15 protein-coding genes are annotated in these 16612 nt (G+C 67.6%); 9 read left to right on the plus strand and 6 right to left on the minus strand.

Going from position 1 to position 16612, the window contains the following annotated elements; all coding sequences use genetic code 11:
- The first annotated feature begins 45 nt into the window (after positions 1 to 45).
- Positions 46 to 366, plus strand: coding sequence for a hypothetical protein (locus ACYQ7X_RS09365; protein WP_459696722.1), 321 nt, complete (start codon positions 46 to 48; stop codon positions 364 to 366).
- A gap of 10 nt (positions 367 to 376) precedes the next feature.
- Here the strand turns inward: ACYQ7X_RS09365 and ACYQ7X_RS09370 are convergent, their stop codons facing one another.
- From ACYQ7X_RS09370 to ACYQ7X_RS09390, 5 genes are all read right to left on the minus strand, one after another.
- Complete coding sequence (locus tag ACYQ7X_RS09370) at positions 377 to 1339, minus strand: ABC transporter permease (RefSeq protein ID WP_459696723.1); 963 nt, start codon at positions 1337 to 1339, stop codon at positions 377 to 379.
- 1 nt (position 1340) lies between these two features.
- Complete coding sequence (locus ACYQ7X_RS09375) at positions 1341 to 2300, minus strand: ABC transporter permease (protein WP_459696724.1); 960 nt, start codon at positions 2298 to 2300, stop codon at positions 1341 to 1343.
- Entirely contained in the window at positions 2297 to 3838 is a 1542-nt protein-coding gene (locus tag ACYQ7X_RS09380; protein WP_459696726.1) for a sugar ABC transporter ATP-binding protein, read from the minus strand. Before ACYQ7X_RS09380 ends, ACYQ7X_RS09375 begins: the two co-directional genes overlap by 4 nt.
- An 18-nt stretch (positions 3839 to 3856) precedes the next feature.
- On the minus strand, positions 3857 to 4840 hold the full coding sequence (locus ACYQ7X_RS09385; RefSeq protein ID WP_459696728.1) for an autoinducer 2 ABC transporter substrate-binding protein: 984 nt from the start codon (positions 4838 to 4840) through the stop codon (positions 3857 to 3859).
- A 112-nt stretch (positions 4841 to 4952) separates the two neighbouring features.
- Positions 4953 to 6062: an iron-containing alcohol dehydrogenase gene (locus ACYQ7X_RS09390; RefSeq protein ID WP_459696730.1), complete on the minus strand. Its 1110-nt coding sequence runs from the start codon at positions 6060 to 6062 to the stop codon at positions 4953 to 4955.
- 404 nt (positions 6063 to 6466) lie between these two features.
- Here ACYQ7X_RS09390 and ACYQ7X_RS09395 point away from each other — a divergent pair, with 404 nt between their 5' ends.
- Positions 6467 to 7264: a class I SAM-dependent methyltransferase gene (locus ACYQ7X_RS09395; RefSeq protein WP_459696732.1), complete on the plus strand. Its 798-nt coding sequence runs from the start codon at positions 6467 to 6469 to the stop codon at positions 7262 to 7264.
- 31 nt (positions 7265 to 7295) lie between these two features.
- On the plus strand, positions 7296 to 8123 hold the full coding sequence (locus ACYQ7X_RS09400) for a class I SAM-dependent methyltransferase (protein WP_459696733.1): 828 nt from the start codon (positions 7296 to 7298) through the stop codon (positions 8121 to 8123).
- Between the two features lie 192 nt (positions 8124 to 8315).
- Here the strand turns inward: ACYQ7X_RS09400 and hydA are convergent, their stop codons facing one another.
- Positions 8316 to 9755 (minus strand): dihydropyrimidinase, encoded by a 1440-nt coding sequence (hydA, locus tag ACYQ7X_RS09405; protein WP_459696735.1) that lies wholly within the window; start codon positions 9753 to 9755, stop codon positions 8316 to 8318.
- Positions 9756 to 9885: 130 nt separating this feature from the next.
- On the opposite strand from hydA, the gene ACYQ7X_RS09410 reads away from it, so the two are divergent.
- The 6 genes from ACYQ7X_RS09410 to ACYQ7X_RS09435 are packed head-to-tail and all read left to right on the plus strand — an operon-like array spanning position 9886 to position 16486.
- Positions 9886 to 11235 carry an NAD(P)-dependent oxidoreductase gene (locus tag ACYQ7X_RS09410; protein ID WP_459696736.1) on the plus strand — a complete coding sequence of 450 codons (1350 nt, stop codon included), beginning with the start codon at positions 9886 to 9888 and terminating at the stop codon, positions 11233 to 11235.
- Positions 11236 to 11269: 34 nt separating this feature from the next.
- Positions 11270 to 12550 carry an NAD-dependent dihydropyrimidine dehydrogenase subunit PreA gene (preA, locus tag ACYQ7X_RS09415; RefSeq protein ID WP_459696737.1) on the plus strand — a complete coding sequence of 427 codons (1281 nt, stop codon included), beginning with the start codon at positions 11270 to 11272 and terminating at the stop codon, positions 12548 to 12550.
- A 19-nt stretch (positions 12551 to 12569) separates the two neighbouring features.
- Complete coding sequence (locus ACYQ7X_RS09420) at positions 12570 to 13832, plus strand: allantoate amidohydrolase (RefSeq protein ID WP_459696739.1); 1263 nt, start codon at positions 12570 to 12572, stop codon at positions 13830 to 13832.
- An 8-nt stretch (positions 13833 to 13840) separates the two neighbouring features.
- Positions 13841 to 14659 (plus strand): ABC transporter ATP-binding protein, encoded by an 819-nt coding sequence (locus ACYQ7X_RS09425; protein ID WP_459696740.1) that lies wholly within the window; start codon positions 13841 to 13843, stop codon positions 14657 to 14659.
- Positions 14652 to 15539, plus strand: a complete 888-nt coding sequence (locus ACYQ7X_RS09430; RefSeq protein WP_459696741.1) for an ABC transporter permease — start codon at positions 14652 to 14654, stop codon at positions 15537 to 15539. The genes ACYQ7X_RS09425 and ACYQ7X_RS09430 overlap by 8 nt, the downstream gene beginning before the upstream one ends.
- Positions 15536 to 16486 carry an ABC transporter permease gene (locus ACYQ7X_RS09435; RefSeq protein WP_459696742.1) on the plus strand — a complete coding sequence of 317 codons (951 nt, stop codon included), beginning with the start codon at positions 15536 to 15538 and terminating at the stop codon, positions 16484 to 16486. The genes ACYQ7X_RS09430 and ACYQ7X_RS09435 overlap by 4 nt, the downstream gene beginning before the upstream one ends.
- Positions 16487 to 16612: the final 126 nt, after the last annotated feature.

The following is a 16612-nucleotide window of genomic DNA, read 5'->3' on the forward strand; positions in this document are numbered from 1 at the left end:
GGGCCCTCGGCGGCCGGCCGGCCCGCAAGGGAGGGAGCGGCCGACATGCGCAGAATGATCGCGATCGCCATTCTTCTCGGGGGCGCCGCGGCCGGCGGCTGTGGCCTGCCCGGCTTCGGCAGCACCGCCCACGCCCAGCCAAGCCCGATGAGCTCCGGCCCCGTCGGCACGCCGATGACGCCGGAACAGCTGGGCGGCTGGTGCTTTACCGGCAGCATCAGCGCGGCGGAGGCAAGGGCGGATGCGCGCAGCCAGGGCTTCGAGGCGGTGCGTGGCCTGCACCAGGATGATTACGGGGACTGGTTCGGCCATAGCACGCGCGGCAACTTCGTCGTCTTTCCGGATGGCCGCGCCTTCCCGCTATAGCCCGCTCGGGTCAAGCGCGCCGCCGCCCGGCCCAGTGCCGCCGCAGCAGGTTTTCCAGCAGCACGACGACGACGAGGATGATGCCCATCACCCCGGCCTGGTAGATCGGGTTGAAGTTGTTGTAGCTCAGCCCGTAGTCGGCGATGGCGATGACGATGGTGGCAACCAGCGTGCCGATCACCGAGCCATCGCCGCCGAAGATGCTGGCCCCCCCGAGCACGACGATCGCGATGCTGATGAGATTGGCCTGGTCCGTGCCATCGGGGGAGGCGGTGCCGAGCCGTGCCGCCTGGACGATGCCGGCAGCCGCCGAGAGTAGCCCCGCCAGCACATAGGTGGTGGCGCGCACGCGGCTGACGTTAATGCCCGAGAGATGGGCGGCGAGGGCATTGGTGCCGGTGAGGTAGAGCGCCCGGCCGAAGCCGCTGCGGTGCTGCAGCACCGCGAAGACGGCGAAGATAGGCAGGTAGATGAACAGCACCTGAAAGGGCAGCCCGGCCACCAGCCCCTGGCCGATGGCGAGGAAGGCAGGCGGCCCGGCGGTCAGGTCGATATTGATGCCGTGGGTCGCGACGAGGGCAAGGCCGCCGAAGGCGAACATGGTCGCGAGCGTCACGATGATCGGCGGGATGCGCAAGCGCGTGACGGCGAGGCCGTTGACGAGGCCGGCGGCGAGCCCCGCGAGCAGCGCGGCCGCCACCCCGATCGGCCAGGGGATGCCGGCATGGATGAGCAGGCCGAGCGCCACCTGGGCGAGGGCGGAGATGGCGCCGACCGAGAGATCGATACCGCCATCGCCGCCGCAGATCACCAGCGTCTGGCCGAAGGCGATGAGCCCGACCTCGACGGCGAAGACCGCCATGCTGGTGAGATTATCCTCCGAGAGGATGGTCGCGTCGCCCAGCGCGAAGCCGCCGAGCACGGCGAAGGCGATAAGCAGGAGCAGCAGGATGCGGCCGAAGCGCAGAGCCATCTCAGGCCAATCCCTTCGCGCTTTCGCCCCTGCCGCGCCCCGCGCCGACCGAGGCGAGGATGATGAGGCCGAGGATGACGCCACCCCAGAAGGGCTGCACATGGATGAGCACGATCGCATCCGTGACGAGCCCGACGATGAGCGTGCCGAGCAGCGTGCCGAGGATGGAGCCGCGGCCGCCGGAAAGCTCGGTGCCGCCGAGCACCACCGCCGCGATCACGGTCAGCTCGAAACCGGTGCCGGTCGAGGTCTGCACGAGCGGGCTTTGCCCGAGTTGCAAAAGCGCCGCGAAGCCGGTGCAGATGCCGAGAAAGACGTAAGTGCCGGCACGGATGAGCGTGACGCGGATGCCCGCCAGCCGCGCCGCCTCGTCGTTATTGCCGATGGCGTAGATGTGTCGGCCGGTTCGGTGCCGGCGCAGCAGGAAGGCGACGGCGGCCATCAGCAGCAGCGCCAGCACGCTCGCCACCGGGAAGATGGCGATGCGGAGGGCGATGAAGATCGTCGTCAGTGCGCCGGGGATCGTGGTGATCCAGTTGCTGCCGGTGACGAGGAAGACGCACATGCGATAGATGCTGAGCGTGCCGAGTGTTGCGACCACGGGGGGCACGCGCCCCGGCAGGATGATGGCGGCGTTGACCGCGCCCAGGAGCCCGCCGATGACGCCGAACATCGGCATGACGATCCAGAGCGGCCAATGCGCTTCGAAAGCCGTGCCGCAGATGGCGGCGACAAGGCCGAGGATCGAGCCGATGGAGACATCGATGCCGCCGGTGAGGATCACCATCGTCATGCCGGTCGCCGGAATCGCGGTGATCGCGGCCGTCACCATCAGCGCGCGGAGATTGACCGGATCCCAGAAGGCGCCGTGGGAGATGAGGCTGACGGCGAGGGTGACGAGCAGCAGCGCGCCGAGCAGCGCCGCTTCCCGTAGGGGCAGGAGCCCGCGCCAGCCCCTCACGCCGCATGCCCCGCATCTTGCCCGGCGCTATGCGCGCCACCGGTGCCGAGGGCTGCCGCGAGCACGCGTTCCGCCGCGATCTCGGTGCCCTGCATGCGGTCCACGACGCGGCCCTGGCGCATGACGATCATCCGCTGGGCGAGGGCGAGGATTTCCGCAAGATCGGAGGAGATGACGACGACGGCGAGGCCGGCGCGGGCGAGGCCGCGGATGAAATCGTGGATTTCTTCCTTGGTGCGCAGATCGATCCCGCGCGTCGGCTCGTCGAGGATGAGGAGCTTGAGCGGCCGGCCGGCCCAGCGCGCGAAAAGCCCCTTCTGCTGGTTGCCGCCGGAAAGCGCGCCGATCGCGGTTTCAGGCCCCGGCACCTTGATGCCGAAATGCCGGATCATGCGCAGCGCCTCGACCTGCAAGGCGGCGAAATCGAGCAGGCCGCGCCGCTGGAAGCGGCCGAGCGCATTGCTGGTGAGGTTGCTCTCGAGCGACCGTGGCGAGAAGATGCCCTGGCGCTTGCGGTCTTCCGGCAGGTAGCCGATGCCGAGGCGCATGGCCTCGGCCGGGGAGCGCGGCGCGATCGGCTGCCCGTCGAGCGTGATGGTGCCGCCAGCCGGGGCGAGCGCGCCGAAGACGCTCATCGCGACCTCCGAGCGCCCGGCGCCCACCAGCCCATAGACGCCGGTGATGGCGCCGGCCGGGATATCCCAATCGACGTTCGAGAAGAAATGCGGATGCGAGAGGCCGCGCAGGCTGAGCAGGGGCTTGCCGTCAACCGCTGCATGGCGTGCGGCCTCGACCTCGGCTGCCTGGGCCTCGCTCGATTTGCCGGCCATGAGTTGCAGCAGCCGCTCGCCGGAGACCTCCCGCGCCGGATAGTTGCCGGTGACGCGCCCGTCCGTCAGCACCGTCACCTGATCGCCGATGCGCGGCACTTCCTCCAGCCGATGCGTAATATAGACGATGGCGCGGCCATTCGCCTTCAGCCGCTTGATGATCTCGACCAGCCGGTCCGTCTCGGCGCGGGAGAGGATCGAGGTCGGCTCGTCGAGGATGATCACACGCGCATCCTGCACCAGCGCCTGGGCGATGAGGACGAGCTGCATATGGCCGAGGCCGAGCGAGCCCATGCCGCGGCCGAGGATGCTCTCCGGCAGGTCAAGCTCGGCGAGCCAGGGGCGCACCGCTTCGGCCATGCGCGCCTTCTGCACGAGGCCGAAGGCATCCGTCATCTCCCGCCCGACGAAGATATTTTCGAGCACCGAGAGATGCGGATAGATCATCGGCTCCTGATAGACCGCAGCGATGCCGAGGCTATTGGCATGCTCGGGGTCTCTGAGGGCGATGCGGGTGCCGTCGATCAGGATCTCCCCGCCATCGGGCCGCACCGCCCCCGTCATCACCTTGATGAGGGTGGATTTGCCGGCGCCGTTCTCACCGAGAAGCACCAGCACGCGGCCCACCTCGATGGTAGCATCCACCCCTTTGAGGGCGTGGACGCCACCGAAGTTCTTGGCGATCCCGCGCAGTTCGACACGCCGCATGGCGGGGCCGCTTGCGGCTCAGAAGTTGAGGCCGATGTTCGACTTGTCGATGATCAGCGGCTTGCCGAGCAGCAGAGTCTTGGTGGCCGCATCGTAGCTGATGGTGCCGAGGCCGGGCACGGTGTTTTGAGCCTGCAACGGCTTGTGTTCGAGTTCCTGCACCACGCCCCAGACGGTGAGATAGCCGAGATCGATCGGGTTCCAGAGCACGACGGATTTGACCGTGCCGTCATTCACATAGGTGCGGATGGTGTTCGGATCGGTCACGCCGGTGACGGCGACCTTGCCGGTGAGCCCGGCGCGCAGCACCGCCTGGGCCGCGCCCGGAACGGCAGTGGAATTGACGCCGATGATGCCCTTCAGATGCGGATAGGCGGAGAGCAGCTGCGCCGTCAGGTCCGTCGCTTTGCTGATATCCTCGCCGGCATATTGGATGCTGACGATCTTGATGTTGGGATATTTCTGCGCGATGCGCTGCTTGATATAGCCGATCCAGACGTTGAGGTTGGTCGCCGTCGGGCCGCCGGAGACGAGGGCGATATCGCCCGAGCCGCCGATCTGCTGGGCCACCTGATCGGCGCAGGCGAAACCGATATCCTGGTCGTTCGCCTGGGAGACGCGGAGCGAGACGGCATCGCCATCGACCTGCGAATCGCTCGAATAGAACAGGATGCCGGCCTTTTTGGCGCGGTTGGCCTGCACCTCGAGCGCGGTCGGGCTATTGGCGGAAACGCCGACGGCATCGAGGTGATGATTGATCATGCCTTGGGCGATCTCTGCCTGGCCAGAGACGGAGGCCGTCGTCGGGCCCTGGTAGATGATCTTGGCGCCGAATGCCTTGCCGCCCTTGTCGAGCCCTTCCTTCATGGCATTGAAATAGGGAATGCCGATGAGCTTCGGCACGAAGCCGATGCGCCACTCCTTGGCCTGGGCCGGGCTGACGGCGGCGAAAAGCCCGCCTGCGATGGCGAGCGTGATGAGCGTGCGACGCGTGTTCCTCATTCCGGTGACCTTTCCCCTGCGCTGCCGCATGTCGAGCTGCGGCTTGGAGCGTGAGCATGGGGCAAAATTTTTGATCTCGCCAGAGGCAAAAGCTACGCTGCCCTGCGGCAAACTATGCTGCGGCGCGCAAGATCGCGCGATACTCGGCGGCCGTCGCTGGCCGCGGATTGGTGGCGTGGCAGTGATCGCGCAAGGCCGCTTCCGCCACCTGATCCATCATCGCCTCCGTCACCCCCATCGCCGCGAGGCCCGGGGGCAGGCCGAGCCGCCGATTGAGCCCGGCGATCACCTCATCCGGCGGGCCGCCCATGCGCTCCTGTAGGATCGCCCATTTCCCGCCAATCGCCGGGCGGTTGAAGCGGAGCACCTCGGGCATGAGCACGGCGTTGAGCGTGCCATGATGCAGGTTGAGGCTGCGGATGGCACCCAAGGGATGGGTGAGCGCATGCACCGCGCCGAGGCCCTTCTGGAAGGCCATGGCGCCTTCGAAGGCGGCCACCATCATCTGCCGCCGGGCTTCCGCCTGGCGGCCCTCGGCGACCGCGGTTTCGATGGCGCCGAGGGCCGCCGCAAGCCCATGCAGCGCGATTGCCTCGGCGGGCGGGTTGAAGGCCGGCGCCATGAAGGTCTCAAGGCAATGGGAAATGGCATCCATGCCGGTGGCGGCAGTGAGCATCGGTGGCAGGCCGTAGGTCAGCTCCGGATCACAGAGCGCGATCGAGGGCAGGATATGCGGGGAGAGAATGCCGAGCTTGCGGCCATCGGCGAGGGTGATGAGCGCCCCGCGTCCGACTTCGGAGCCAGTGCCCGCCGTGGTCGGGATCGCGATCATCGGGCAGATGCGGCCATGGATGCGGGCTGAGCCGCCTTCGACAGCGGCATATTGCACGAGCGGCTCGGCATGCCCGGTGAGCAGCCGCACCGCCTTGGCGAGATCGATCGAGGAGCCGCCGCCGAAGCCCAGGATCGCGTCGCAGCCCTCGGCGCGATAGAGGGCGAGGGCGGCCTGCACCGCCTCCTCGGTCGGGTTGGCGGGCGTCCCGTCGAAGAGCGGCGCGCCCGGCAGCAGATCGGTGACGCGCGCGGCAAGACCGCTCGCGACGATGCCGCGATCGGTCGCGATCAGCGGGCGGCGGGCGCCAAGCTCCGCCAGGAATTCTGGCAGCCGCCGCAACTCGCCTTCGCCGAATTCGATGCGCGTGAGGTAGGTGATGGTGCTCACCAGCTCTCCTCCCGCCTGGGTGGGCCAGGCGGTTATTGTTGATCGTTGGAAGGCGAGCCCAACACTCATGCCAGGCCCTGTCAAGCAAGTGGGGGCCAGGCATCGGGGGAGCGGGCGGGCGTGGCCATGCGCCGCCCGCGCCCGCCAGGCGCGCTGGCGCTCAGCAAGGTCGTGAGCGGCGCCGAGGTGACGCCAGCGCCATCATCGCGATTGCGCCGCTCCAGAACCTGAAAACTGGTGCTAGCAGAGATTGAAATGAAATGTCGTTTTTGGAGCGTAATTCAATCGTAAGCGGCTTCTGCGAAGGCTTCCCCGCAGGCTCGGCCTCTGCACCATCGCGAAAAGACCCAAAGCAGCGCAAGATGATTGACGATACGCATCAACCGACGGCCTTGTACTGTCCGATGCCCCTGCCGCCTCGGGGGAAGCCGCCCGCCCTGGCATTCGGTGTCGATCCGACCCGCGCCCCGCGCTACAGCCTGCGCCAGGCACGGTATGATGCCGCGGCGGAGGATATCGACCGATGGGCGGCGGCGTTTCTGGCCCTCGGCCAACGGATGGAAGTGCTCGATGTCGGTTTCGGCACGGCCTCCCTCCTGCGCCATCTGGAGCCGCGCCCGCATTTCCACGCGATCGATCTGGACGGCGCCGATTATCTCGCGCGGGATTTCTATGGCGAACATCTGTTCCGCGATATCAAGCGGAGCGACCTTATGGCGGGCATGCCGGAAGTTCCTTCAGAACGCTACGACGTTGTTGTCTGCGAGCAGGTTCTTGAACATCTCGCCGACCTCGACCGCGCCATTCCGGCGCTGGAGCGGGTTCTCAAGCCGGGCGGACGGCTGATCGTGGGCGTGCCGATCTTCCTGCCGCCACTCGCCTGGGCGCGGGCGGCTTATGTGAGTTGGACGCTGCGCCGGAACCCGGCGCGCCATTGGAGCCATATCCAGACCTTTTCGCAGCGAAGCTTCCTCGGCCGGATGCAGGCGCTCTCCGGCCTCAGCCTGCTCAGCCTGCGCGGCTTCCGCATTGCCTCGGAAGGCATTCTCAATCCGCTCGAAAATCAGCGCTGGTGGTGGCGGCTGAACCGGCGGGTGGGTGAGGCGATCCCCTGGGCCTGTATCGAGATCCAGGCCTTTTACCAGACGCCTCCAGGGGCGGGCGGCGGAGCCAGCACTTCCCCCGGGGGGCGCGCGGCGTAAGGGGCTGCTGCAAGCGCCTTGGGAAGCGACAATGACAGAAGTTAAGAAAATCTTGCGGCGGGAGCGCGATTGCCCGATCTGCCTGGCGCCGGGGCGGCAGGGTCTTCCCACAAAATATCGCAGAGATGCCTGGCGCATCGTCTCATGCCGGCAATGCGGCTTCGCCTTCCTGCCCGAAGTGCCGCTGGCTTCCGCCTTTGCGGAGGAGCTGGCCTGGGAAAACACCCATGCGGAGGAGGCGGCGTTCAGGAAAAAGAACTATCCGTTGCTTGATTTCATAGATCAATCAACGAAATGGCGCTTCAGGATCTTTCCTCGCGTGCAGCCGGCCGATATCGTCAATAAATTCGCGGAAGCGGGGCCGGTGATCGATCTTGGCTGCGGCAATGGCGGCTTCAGCGCCGCTTTGAAGCCCGGCCTTACGCCTTATGGCATCGAGATTTCCGCAGGCCTCGCGCGTTCGGCGGATGCGGTCTTCGCGAGAAAGGGTGGGCGTGCCATCCAGATGGCGGCGGCCGACGGTATCAAGCACTTCCAGGATGCGTTTTTCTCCGCGGCGATCCTGCGTTCATACCTTGAACATGACGCCGATGCGCGGGATGTGCTGTGTGCCCTGAGGCCGAAGATGCGGCCTGGCTCCATCGTCGTTGTTAAGGTTCCGAACTTCGACTCGCTCAATCGGAAACTCATGCAGCGGCGCTGGTGTGGCTTCAGATACCCGGATCATTGTAACTATTTCACCAAAAGCTCGCTTCATCGCCTGGCCGGTTCAGCGGGTTTCACGATGACGGTGCCTTGGTATCTGGGCCTGCCGACGGACGATAATCTGATCGCGATCCTGAGGCCGAAGCCGCATTGAGGGCGGCCTGGCCCACGGGCTGCGGATCGCGCCCCCGGCGCGGTCTGAGCTCTACCCCGCCGAGCGGGCCGCGGGCCCCGCTTGCCGGATCGGCGCCAGCCGGGGAAAGCGACCGGACGGCACGACTTTCTCGGGTGATTGGGCAACTCCATAACCTTCCTTGCGTCTGGATGGACGCAAGCGGGGACGCTCTCAGCGCGCGACCGGCTTCGGCGCGCGGGCGGCGTTGAGCAGCGTCTGGGCCGCGAGGCTCGGCGGGAAGCACGGCCGCTCGACATAGCGGCCGGCGCCACGCTCGGCCCGCAGTTCGCCGCGGTGCCAGGCGATGCGGCCTTGCGCGATCGTGGTGGCGGCAAGGCCCGTCACCTCCATCCCCTCATAGACGTTGAAATCGACGTTCTGGTGATGGGTCTTGGCAGAGATGGTGCGGCTTGCCGCCGGATCCCACAGCACGAGATCGGCATCGGCACCGGCTTCCACCGCGCCCTTGCGGGGATAGATGTTGAAGATGCGGGCGGTATTTGCGGAGGTGACGGCGACGAATTCTGAAGGCGTCAGCCGGCCGGTGCGTACGCCGTAGTGCCAGAGCACGCTCATCCGGTCCTCGATCCCGGCCGTGCCGTTCGGGATCATGGTGAAATTCTCCCGCCCCATTGCCTTTTGCGGCGCGCAGAAGGCGCAATGGTCGGTCGCCGTGGTTTGCAGCTGCCCGGCGGCGAGCCCTGCCCAGAGCGCCTGCTGATGGTGCTTCGGCCGGAAGGGCGGGCTCATGACATGGGCGGCGGCGGTGGCGAAATCCCGGTTCTGATAGACGCTTTCGTCGATCACCAGGTGCTGGGCCAGCACCTCGCCATAGACACGCTGGCCCTCGGCGCGGGCGCGGGCGATGGCAGCGGCGGCTTCCGCGGTCGATACATGCACGATGTAGAGCGGCGCGCCGATCAGCCCCGCGATCGCGATGGCGCGGGTCGCGGCTTCGCCCTCCACCGCCGGCGGGCGGGAGAGGGCATGGCCTTCCGGCCCGGTGATCCCCCGCGCCAGCAGGCTCTGCTGGAGATAGGCGACCGCTTCGCCATTCTCGGCATGCACGGTCGGCACCGCGCCCAGTTCCAGCGCCCGGGTGAAGCTCTTGAGGAGGGTATCGTCCTCCACCATGATGGCGCCCTTATAGGCCATGAAGTGCTTGAAGCTGTTGACGCCATGCGCGCGCGTGAGCACGCCCATCTCCTCATGCACCTGGTCCGACCAGTGGGTGACGGCGACATGGAAGCTATAGTCGGCCGCAGCCTTTTCCGCCCAGCCGCGCCAGGTGTGATAGCTCTCCAGCAGCGAAGCCCCGGCGGCCGGGATGACGAAATCGATGATCATCGTGGTGCCGCCGGCCAGCCCCGCGGCGGTGCCGGTGAAGAAATCCTCGGAGGCGACGGTGCCCATGAAGGGCAGTTCCATATGGGTGTGGGGGTCGATCCCGCCCGGCATGACGAGCAGGCCGCCGGCATCGATCGTCTCGGTGCCCGCCGGCGCTTCGAGGGCCGCCCCGACGGCGACGATCTTGCCGCCCTCGCAGAGCACATCCGCCCGCACCTGCCGCTCGGCCGTCACGACCTCGCCACCGCGGATGAGAAGGGACATGGCATCCTCCTGCACGAAAGAACCCGCCCATGGTGAACCGGCGCGGCGCTCTTGGGAAGGGTTCTCATCGCTCCGTTGACACCTTGGTGCGGTTTCAGCAGCATCCGCCTTTGCGCGGAATGGAGGCGGGATGTCGGGACAGGGTCATGCTTTCAGGATTGGCGCCTGCGGCAGCGCGGCGGAGGTCGCGGCCCGGCTGGGCGAGATGACCCCGCCACTGACGGCGGACGAGGCGCGGCTGGAAGCCGACCGCTGCTATTTCTGCTACGATGCGCCCTGCATCGAAGCCTGCCCGACGGGGATCGACATTCCGGGCTTCATCGGCAAGGTCCGCACCGGCAACCTGCGCGGCTCGGCGCTCACCATCCTTGAGAGCAATATCCTCGGCGGCAGCTGCGCCCGCGTCTGCCCGACCGAGATCCTCTGTGAAGAGGCTTGCGTGCGCAATGCACAGGAGAGCAAGCCGGTGATGATCGGCGCGCTGCAGCGCTACGCGACCGACGATCTGCTCGCCAAAGGCGAGCAGCCCTTCACCCGCGCGGCGCTGACCGGCCGGCGCATCGCCGTGGTGGGGGCTGGGCCCGCCGGCCTCGCCTGCGCCCATAGGCTCGCCCGCCTCGGCCATGAGGTGGTGATCTACGAAGCGCGGCCCAAGCCGGGCGGGCTCAACGAATACGGCATCGCCGCCTACAAGCTGGTGGATGATTTCGCCGCCCGCGAGGTGGAGTTTATCCTCGGTATCGACGGCATCAGCATCGAATATGGCGTGCGGATCGGCAGCGACATCACGATCGACCATCTGCGCCAGAGCTTCGATGCGGTCTTCCTCGGCCTCGGCCTTGCCGCGCCGAACGGGCTCGGCGTGCCGGGCGAAGAGCTGCCGGGCGTGCTCGACGCCGTCGATTTTATCGAAACGCTGCGGCAGGAACCGCTCGCCGCGGCCCGTCTCGCCCAGGGGCATGCGGTGATCGTCGGAGGCGGCAATACCGCGATCGACGCGGCGAGCCAGCTCAAGATGCTCGGCGCCGAGACGGTGACGATCATCTACCGCCGCGGCCCCGCCCAGATGGGGGCGACGAAGGTGGAGCAGGAATGGGCGCAGACCCATGGCGTCGGCATCCGCCATTGGCTCGCTCCGCGCGCGATCGAACCGGGGCCCGATGGCCGGGCCGCCCGCTTCAACCTCGTCCGCACGCGGCTCGAAGGCGGCGTGCTGGTCGAGACCGAGGAGGTGGTGACGCTGTTCGTCGATCTCATCCTCAAGGCGGTGGGGCAGAGCTTCCTGCCCGAATCCCTCGCCGCGGCGGCGCGGCCGGGCCTCGCCGGCCGCCGCATCGCGGTCGATGCCGACTATCGCACCTCCCTGCCCGGGGTCTTCGCCGGCGGCGATTGCGTGGGCGTCGGGCAGGATCTCACGGTGCAGGCGGTGGCGCATGGGCGAGACGCCGCCTCCGCGATCCATCGCGCGCTCACGGCCTGAGCCGGCGGCAGAGAGAGACAGCAGGAGGCACCCTATGGCAGACCTTTCCGTCACCTTCGCCGGCATCCGCTCCCCGAATCCCTTCTGGCTCGCCTCCGCCCCGCCGACCGACAAGGAATACAACGTCGTCCGCGCGCTGAAGGCCGGCTGGGGCGGCGTCGTGTGGAAGACGCTCGGCGAGGATCCGCCGGTCGTCAACGTGTCGAGCCGCTACGGTGCGATCTCCTATGGCGGGCACCGCATCATGGGCTTCAATAATATCGAGCTGATCACCGATCGGCCGCTCGAGCTCAATCTCCAGGAGATCAAGAGCGTCAAACGCGATTTTCCTGACCGCGCGATCGTCGTCAGCCTCATGGTGCCCTGCGTCGAGGAGGCCTGGAAAGCGATCCTGCCGCGGGTGGAGGAGACCGGCGCGGACGGGATCGAGCTGAATTTCGGCTGCCCGCACGGCATGAGCGAGCGTGGCATGGGCGCCGCGGTCGGCCAGGTGCCTGAGTATGTCGAGATGGTCACGCGCTGGTGCAAGCAGAACACCCGCATGCCGGTGATCGTGAAGCTGACACCGAACGTGACGGATATCCTGCAGCCGGCACGGGCCGCCTATCGCGGCGGCGCGGATGCCGTTTCGCTCATCAACACCATCATGTCGATCGTCTCGGTGGATCTCGACCGTATGGCGCCTGAGCCGGTGGTGGGGGGCTTGGGCACGCATGGCGGCTATTGCGGGCCGGGCGTCAAGCCTATCGCGCTGCGCATGGTGGGGGAGATCGCGCGCGCCGCCGATATGCCGGGCCTGCCGATCTCGGGCATCGGCGGTATTTCCACCTGGCGGGACGCGGCGGAATTCATCGCCCTCGGCGCCGGCACGGTGCAGATCTGCACGGCCGCGATGCATCACGGTTTCCGAATCATCGACGATCTGACGGATGGCCTCGCCACCTGGATGGATGGCAAGGGCCATGCCCGGCTGCGGGATTTCCAGGGGGCGGCGACGCCGAACTTCGTCCATTGGGAAGATCTCGACATCAATTTCAAGACCATCGCCCATATCGATCAGGAGCACTGCATCCAGTGCGGCCTCTGCCACATCGCCTGCGAGGATACCGCGCATCAGGCGATCAGCGCCACGCGGCAGGACGGGCGGCGCCATTATGAGGTGATCGACGAGGAGTGCGTCGGCTGCAATCTCTGCAGCCACGTCTGCCCGGTGGATGGCTGCATCACGATGCGACCGGTCGAAACCGGCCTGCCCTTCGCAACCTGGAAGGAGCATCCGAACAATCCGCTCCGCGTTGAGCCTGCATCCTCCTGAACGGAAGGCTTCCGATCCCATGACGATCCCGAGCAACCTGACAATCGACCCGGCGCGGCTCTGGGATACGGTGATGGAGACCGCGCGGATCGGCGCGACGGCGAAGGGTGGCGTCAAGCGGCTGACGCTCACCGCGCTCGATGCCGAGGTGCGGCGCTGGTTCATCGCCGCCTGCGAGGCCGCGGGCTGCCGCATCGCGATCGACGACATGGGCAATATCTTCGCCCGCCGGCCGGGCAAGGATGACAGCCTCGCCCCCATCGCCATCGGCAGCCATCTCGATACCCAGCCGACGGGCGGCAAATTCGATGGCATCATCGGCGTGCTCGCCGGGCTCGAAGTGCTGCGCACGCTCAAGGATGCGGGTTACGAGACGCAGCGGCCGATCGAGATCATCAACTGGACCAACGAGGAAGGCAGTCGCTTCGCCCCGGCCATGCTCGCCTCCGGCGTTTTCGCGGGGAAATTCTCGCGCGAATGGGCCTATGCGCGCGAGGACCGCGAGGGCATCCGCTTCAGCGATGCGCTGCACGAGATCGGCTTCGTCGGCCCCGAGCCCTGTGGCGCCCATCCGCTCGCCGCGCATTTCGAACTGCATATCGAGCAGGGGCCGATCCTCGAAGCGGAAGGCAAGGTCATCGGCGTCGTCACAGGCGTGCAGGGCATGCGCTGGTACGAAGTGACGGTGACGGGCAATGACAGCCATGCCGGCTCCACGCCGATGCGGCTGCGCCACGATGCGCTGCTCGCCGCCGCGCGGATGATCGAGGCAGTGCATCACATCGCGATGGAACACGCACCCGATGCGGTCGGCACCGTCGGCCTCATCGAGGCGCGGCCCAATAGCCGCAACGTCATCCCGGGCGAGACCTTCTTCACCGTCGATTTCCGTCACCCCGAGGATGCGGTGCTGGCCGAGATGGAGCGCAAGCTCGACCAGCGCATCGCCGAGATCGCCGCGGCGAGCGGGGTTTCGGCGGCCCTCACGCAGATCTGGAACTCCCCCGCCGTGCGCTTCGATGCCGCCTGCGTCCGGGCCGTGCGCGAGGCGGCGGAGGCGGCGGGCTTGCCGCACCGGGATATCGTGTCCGGCGCCGGGCATGATTCGGCCTATATCGCCGCCGTTGCGCCGACCACCATGGTCTTCGTGCCCTGCGCCGGCGGGGTCAGCCATAACGAGTTGGAAAGCGCCGAAGTCGAGCATGTCGCGGCCGGCGCCCATGTCATCTTGCAAGCCGTGCTGGCGATGGATCGGCTGCTTGCCGAGCGCGAGGCGGCATGAGTGCGGCGGTGACAGCGGTGGCCGCCGCCCCGGCATCGGCGCCTTCGCCGCGGGAGGCGGCGGTGGTGGCGGAGAAGCTTTCCATCCGCTTCGGCGAAGGAGCGGGGGCGACCCTTGCGCTATCGGAGATCGATCTCGTGGTGCCGCAGGGCGCCTTCGTCTCGCTCATCGGCCCGTCCGGCTGCGGCAAGACGACCTTGCTGCGCGCTATCGCCGACCTCGTGCAGCCGAGCGGCGGCCTGCTGCGGGTGCAAGGCATGACGCCGGGTGCCGCCCGCCTCGCCCGCGCCTATGGCTATGTGTTTCAGGCGCCAGCCCTGCTGCCCTGGCGCACGGTGCTGCGCAACGTCACCCTGCCGCTCGAAATCATGGGCCTTGGCCGCGCCGAGCGCGAGCGGGAGGCGCGCCGGCATCTCGACCTCGTGGGGCTGGCCGATGTGGCGCGGAAATTCCCCTGGCAGCTCTCGGGTGGCATGCAGCAGCGGGTCTCGATCGCCCGGGCGCTGAGCTTCGAGCCGAGCCTGCTGCTGATGGACGAGCCTTTCGGCGCGCTCGACGAGATCACCCGCGATGGGCTCAACCTGCACTTGCACGAACTTTGGACGCGTACCGGCCTCACCGGCGTCTTCGTTACCCATTCAATCCCCGAGGCGGTATTCCTCTCCACCCATATCGTGGTGATGTCGGCCCGGCCGGGCCGGATCGTGGAGATCATCGAGAGCGACCTGCCGCTCGCTCGCCGCCTTGAGGATCGCGAGAGTCCGGGCTTCATCGCGCTCTCCAAGCGCGTGCGCGAGGCGCTGCATATCGGCTACGCCCATGTCTGAGCGCCGGTGCGCGGCCTATGCCGGGCGGATCCTGCCGATCCCGACGGTGCTCGCCGTGGTGCTGATCCTCTGGTATGCTGCGGCGATCTGGCTCAACCTGCCCCAGGCGCGCGCGCTGATGGACCCCGATCAGCAGGGCAATCTCTGGGCGGTGGTGCGGGCCTGCTGGTCGATGGACAGGCCCGTGCTGCCGGCGCCGGACCAGATCATGAGCGCGCTCCTCGACAGCGTCTTCGGCTACCCGCTCACCTCGCCGCGCAACCTCCTGCTGCAGGCTGCCTATACGGCTGAAGCGGCAGGCGCCGGCCTCGTCATCGGCACGCTCTTCGGCATTCTCCTCGCGATCGGCATCCTGCATGCCCGCGTGCTCGATCGGTCGGTGATGCCCTGGGTGATCGCGAGCCAGATGGTGCCGATCCTCGCCATCGCGCCGATGCTGGTGGTCGCCCTCGGCGCGATCGGGGTGCATGGCCTGGCGCCCAAGGCGCTGATTGTGGGCTACCTCACCTTCTTTCCCGTCACCGTCGGCATGGTGAAGGGCTTCCGCACGCCCGATCCCATGTTGCTTGACCTCATGCGCACCTATAGCGCGGATCGCCCGATGGTCTTCACCAAGCTGCGCTGGCCGGCCTCGATGAACTTCCTGTTCCCGAGCCTCAAGGTCGCGGTCGCACTCGCGGTGACGGGTGCGATCGTCGCCGAAATGCCGACAGGTGCCCAGGTCGGGCTGGGTGCCCGGCTGCTGGCCGGGAGCTATTACGGGCAGACGATGATGATGTGGAGCGCGCTGGTGATGGCGAGCCTGCTCGCCCTCTTCGCGCTGATGCTGGTGACGCTCGCCGAGCGCGCCCTCATTGCCGGGCGCGGAGGCCGGCTGTGAGCCCCGGGCCGCGGGACGAGCGGCGCGGCGCGCAATGGATCATGGCGGCGGCGGCCCTCTTCTTCTGCACGCTGGCGCGGGCCGATCTGCTCGTGCCGAACCACTATCCCTGGGTGACCGGCGCGATCGGCCTTGCCCTGATGCTCGCAGCCCTCACGCTCTTCGCGCGCGGCGAAGGGCGGACGGACCGGCTGGCGACGCCGATCCTCTTCGGCCTGCTGCTGCTTTGGCTGTGGGAGATGCTGGTGCTCGGCCTGCATGTGCCTTTCGTGATCCTGCCGCCGCCTTCGGCGATCTGGCGGGCGATCGAAAGCCATCTCGGCATCCTGTGGGAGGATTTCGCCCAGACCTTTCTGCATGCGGTGGTCGCCGGCTACGCCATCGGCTGCGGGGCTGGCTTCCTGCTCGCCCTCGCGATCGACCGTTCGCCCTTCCTGCAGCGCGGGCTGACGCCCTTGGGCAATCTCGTCAGCGCCATGCCGATCATCGGCATTGCCCCTATTACCATCATGTGGTTCGGTTTTGGCTGGCCTTCCAAGGCCGCCGTGGTGGTACTCATGACACTGTTCCCGATGCTCGTGAACACCCGCGCGGGCCTCGGTGAAGCCGGGGCGATGGAGCGCGACCTGATGCGGACCTATGCCGCGGGCTATTGGCGCACGCTTCTCCACCTGCGCCTGCCTGCGGCCTTGCCGATGATCTTCACCGCGCTCAAGCTCAATTCCACCCTGGCGCTGATCGGCGCGGTCGTCGCCGAATTCTTCGGCACGCCGACGCGGGGCATGGGTTTTCGCATTTCTACCGAGGCGGCGCGGATGAACCTCGATGTCGTCTGGGCGACGATCGGCGTCGCGGCACTTGCGGGTTCGGTCAGCTTCGCGCTCATCGCGGGGCTCGAGCGACTGCTGACCTTCTGGCACCCCTCCCTGCGGGGCGGGCGGCCTTAAGGCGGCGAAGACTGCGCCCCGGCCGGCCTCGCGCGGGCCAGCGGCGGCTTGGCGTGCCTCGGCGGCGGCAGCTAGCTTGGGCCTTGGGGGCGCCACGGCATCAAACTTGCTCCGCCGTCCATGATC

The organism is Acidisoma sp. C75, assembly GCF_054665095.1.

Coding starts and splice junctions, on each gene's coding strand:
- ACYQ7X_RS09395 (WP_459696732.1), top strand. CDS start 6,467: ATGCCCCTGCCGCCTCGGGGGAAGCCGCCCGCCCTGGCATTCGGTGTC.
- ACYQ7X_RS09380 (WP_459696726.1), bottom strand. CDS start 3,838: ATGCGGCGTGTCGAACTGCGCGGGATCGCCAAGAACTTCGGTGGCGTC.
- ACYQ7X_RS09400 (WP_459696733.1), top strand. CDS start 7,296: ATGACAGAAGTTAAGAAAATCTTGCGGCGGGAGCGCGATTGCCCGATC.
- ACYQ7X_RS09410 (WP_459696736.1), top strand. CDS start 9,886: ATGTCGGGACAGGGTCATGCTTTCAGGATTGGCGCCTGCGGCAGCGCG.
- ACYQ7X_RS09370 (WP_459696723.1), bottom strand. CDS start 1,339: ATGGCTCTGCGCTTCGGCCGCATCCTGCTGCTCCTGCTTATCGCCTTC.
- ACYQ7X_RS09420 (WP_459696739.1), top strand. CDS start 12,570: ATGACGATCCCGAGCAACCTGACAATCGACCCGGCGCGGCTCTGGGAT.
- hydA (WP_459696735.1), bottom strand. CDS start 9,755: ATGTCCCTTCTCATCCGCGGTGGCGAGGTCGTGACGGCCGAGCGGCAG.
- preA (WP_459696737.1), top strand. CDS start 11,270: ATGGCAGACCTTTCCGTCACCTTCGCCGGCATCCGCTCCCCGAATCCC.
- ACYQ7X_RS09385 (WP_459696728.1), bottom strand. CDS start 4,840: ATGAGGAACACGCGTCGCACGCTCATCACGCTCGCCATCGCAGGCGGG.
- ACYQ7X_RS09365 (WP_459696722.1), top strand. CDS start 46: ATGCGCAGAATGATCGCGATCGCCATTCTTCTCGGGGGCGCCGCGGCC.
- ACYQ7X_RS09430 (WP_459696741.1), top strand. CDS start 14,652: ATGTCTGAGCGCCGGTGCGCGGCCTATGCCGGGCGGATCCTGCCGATC.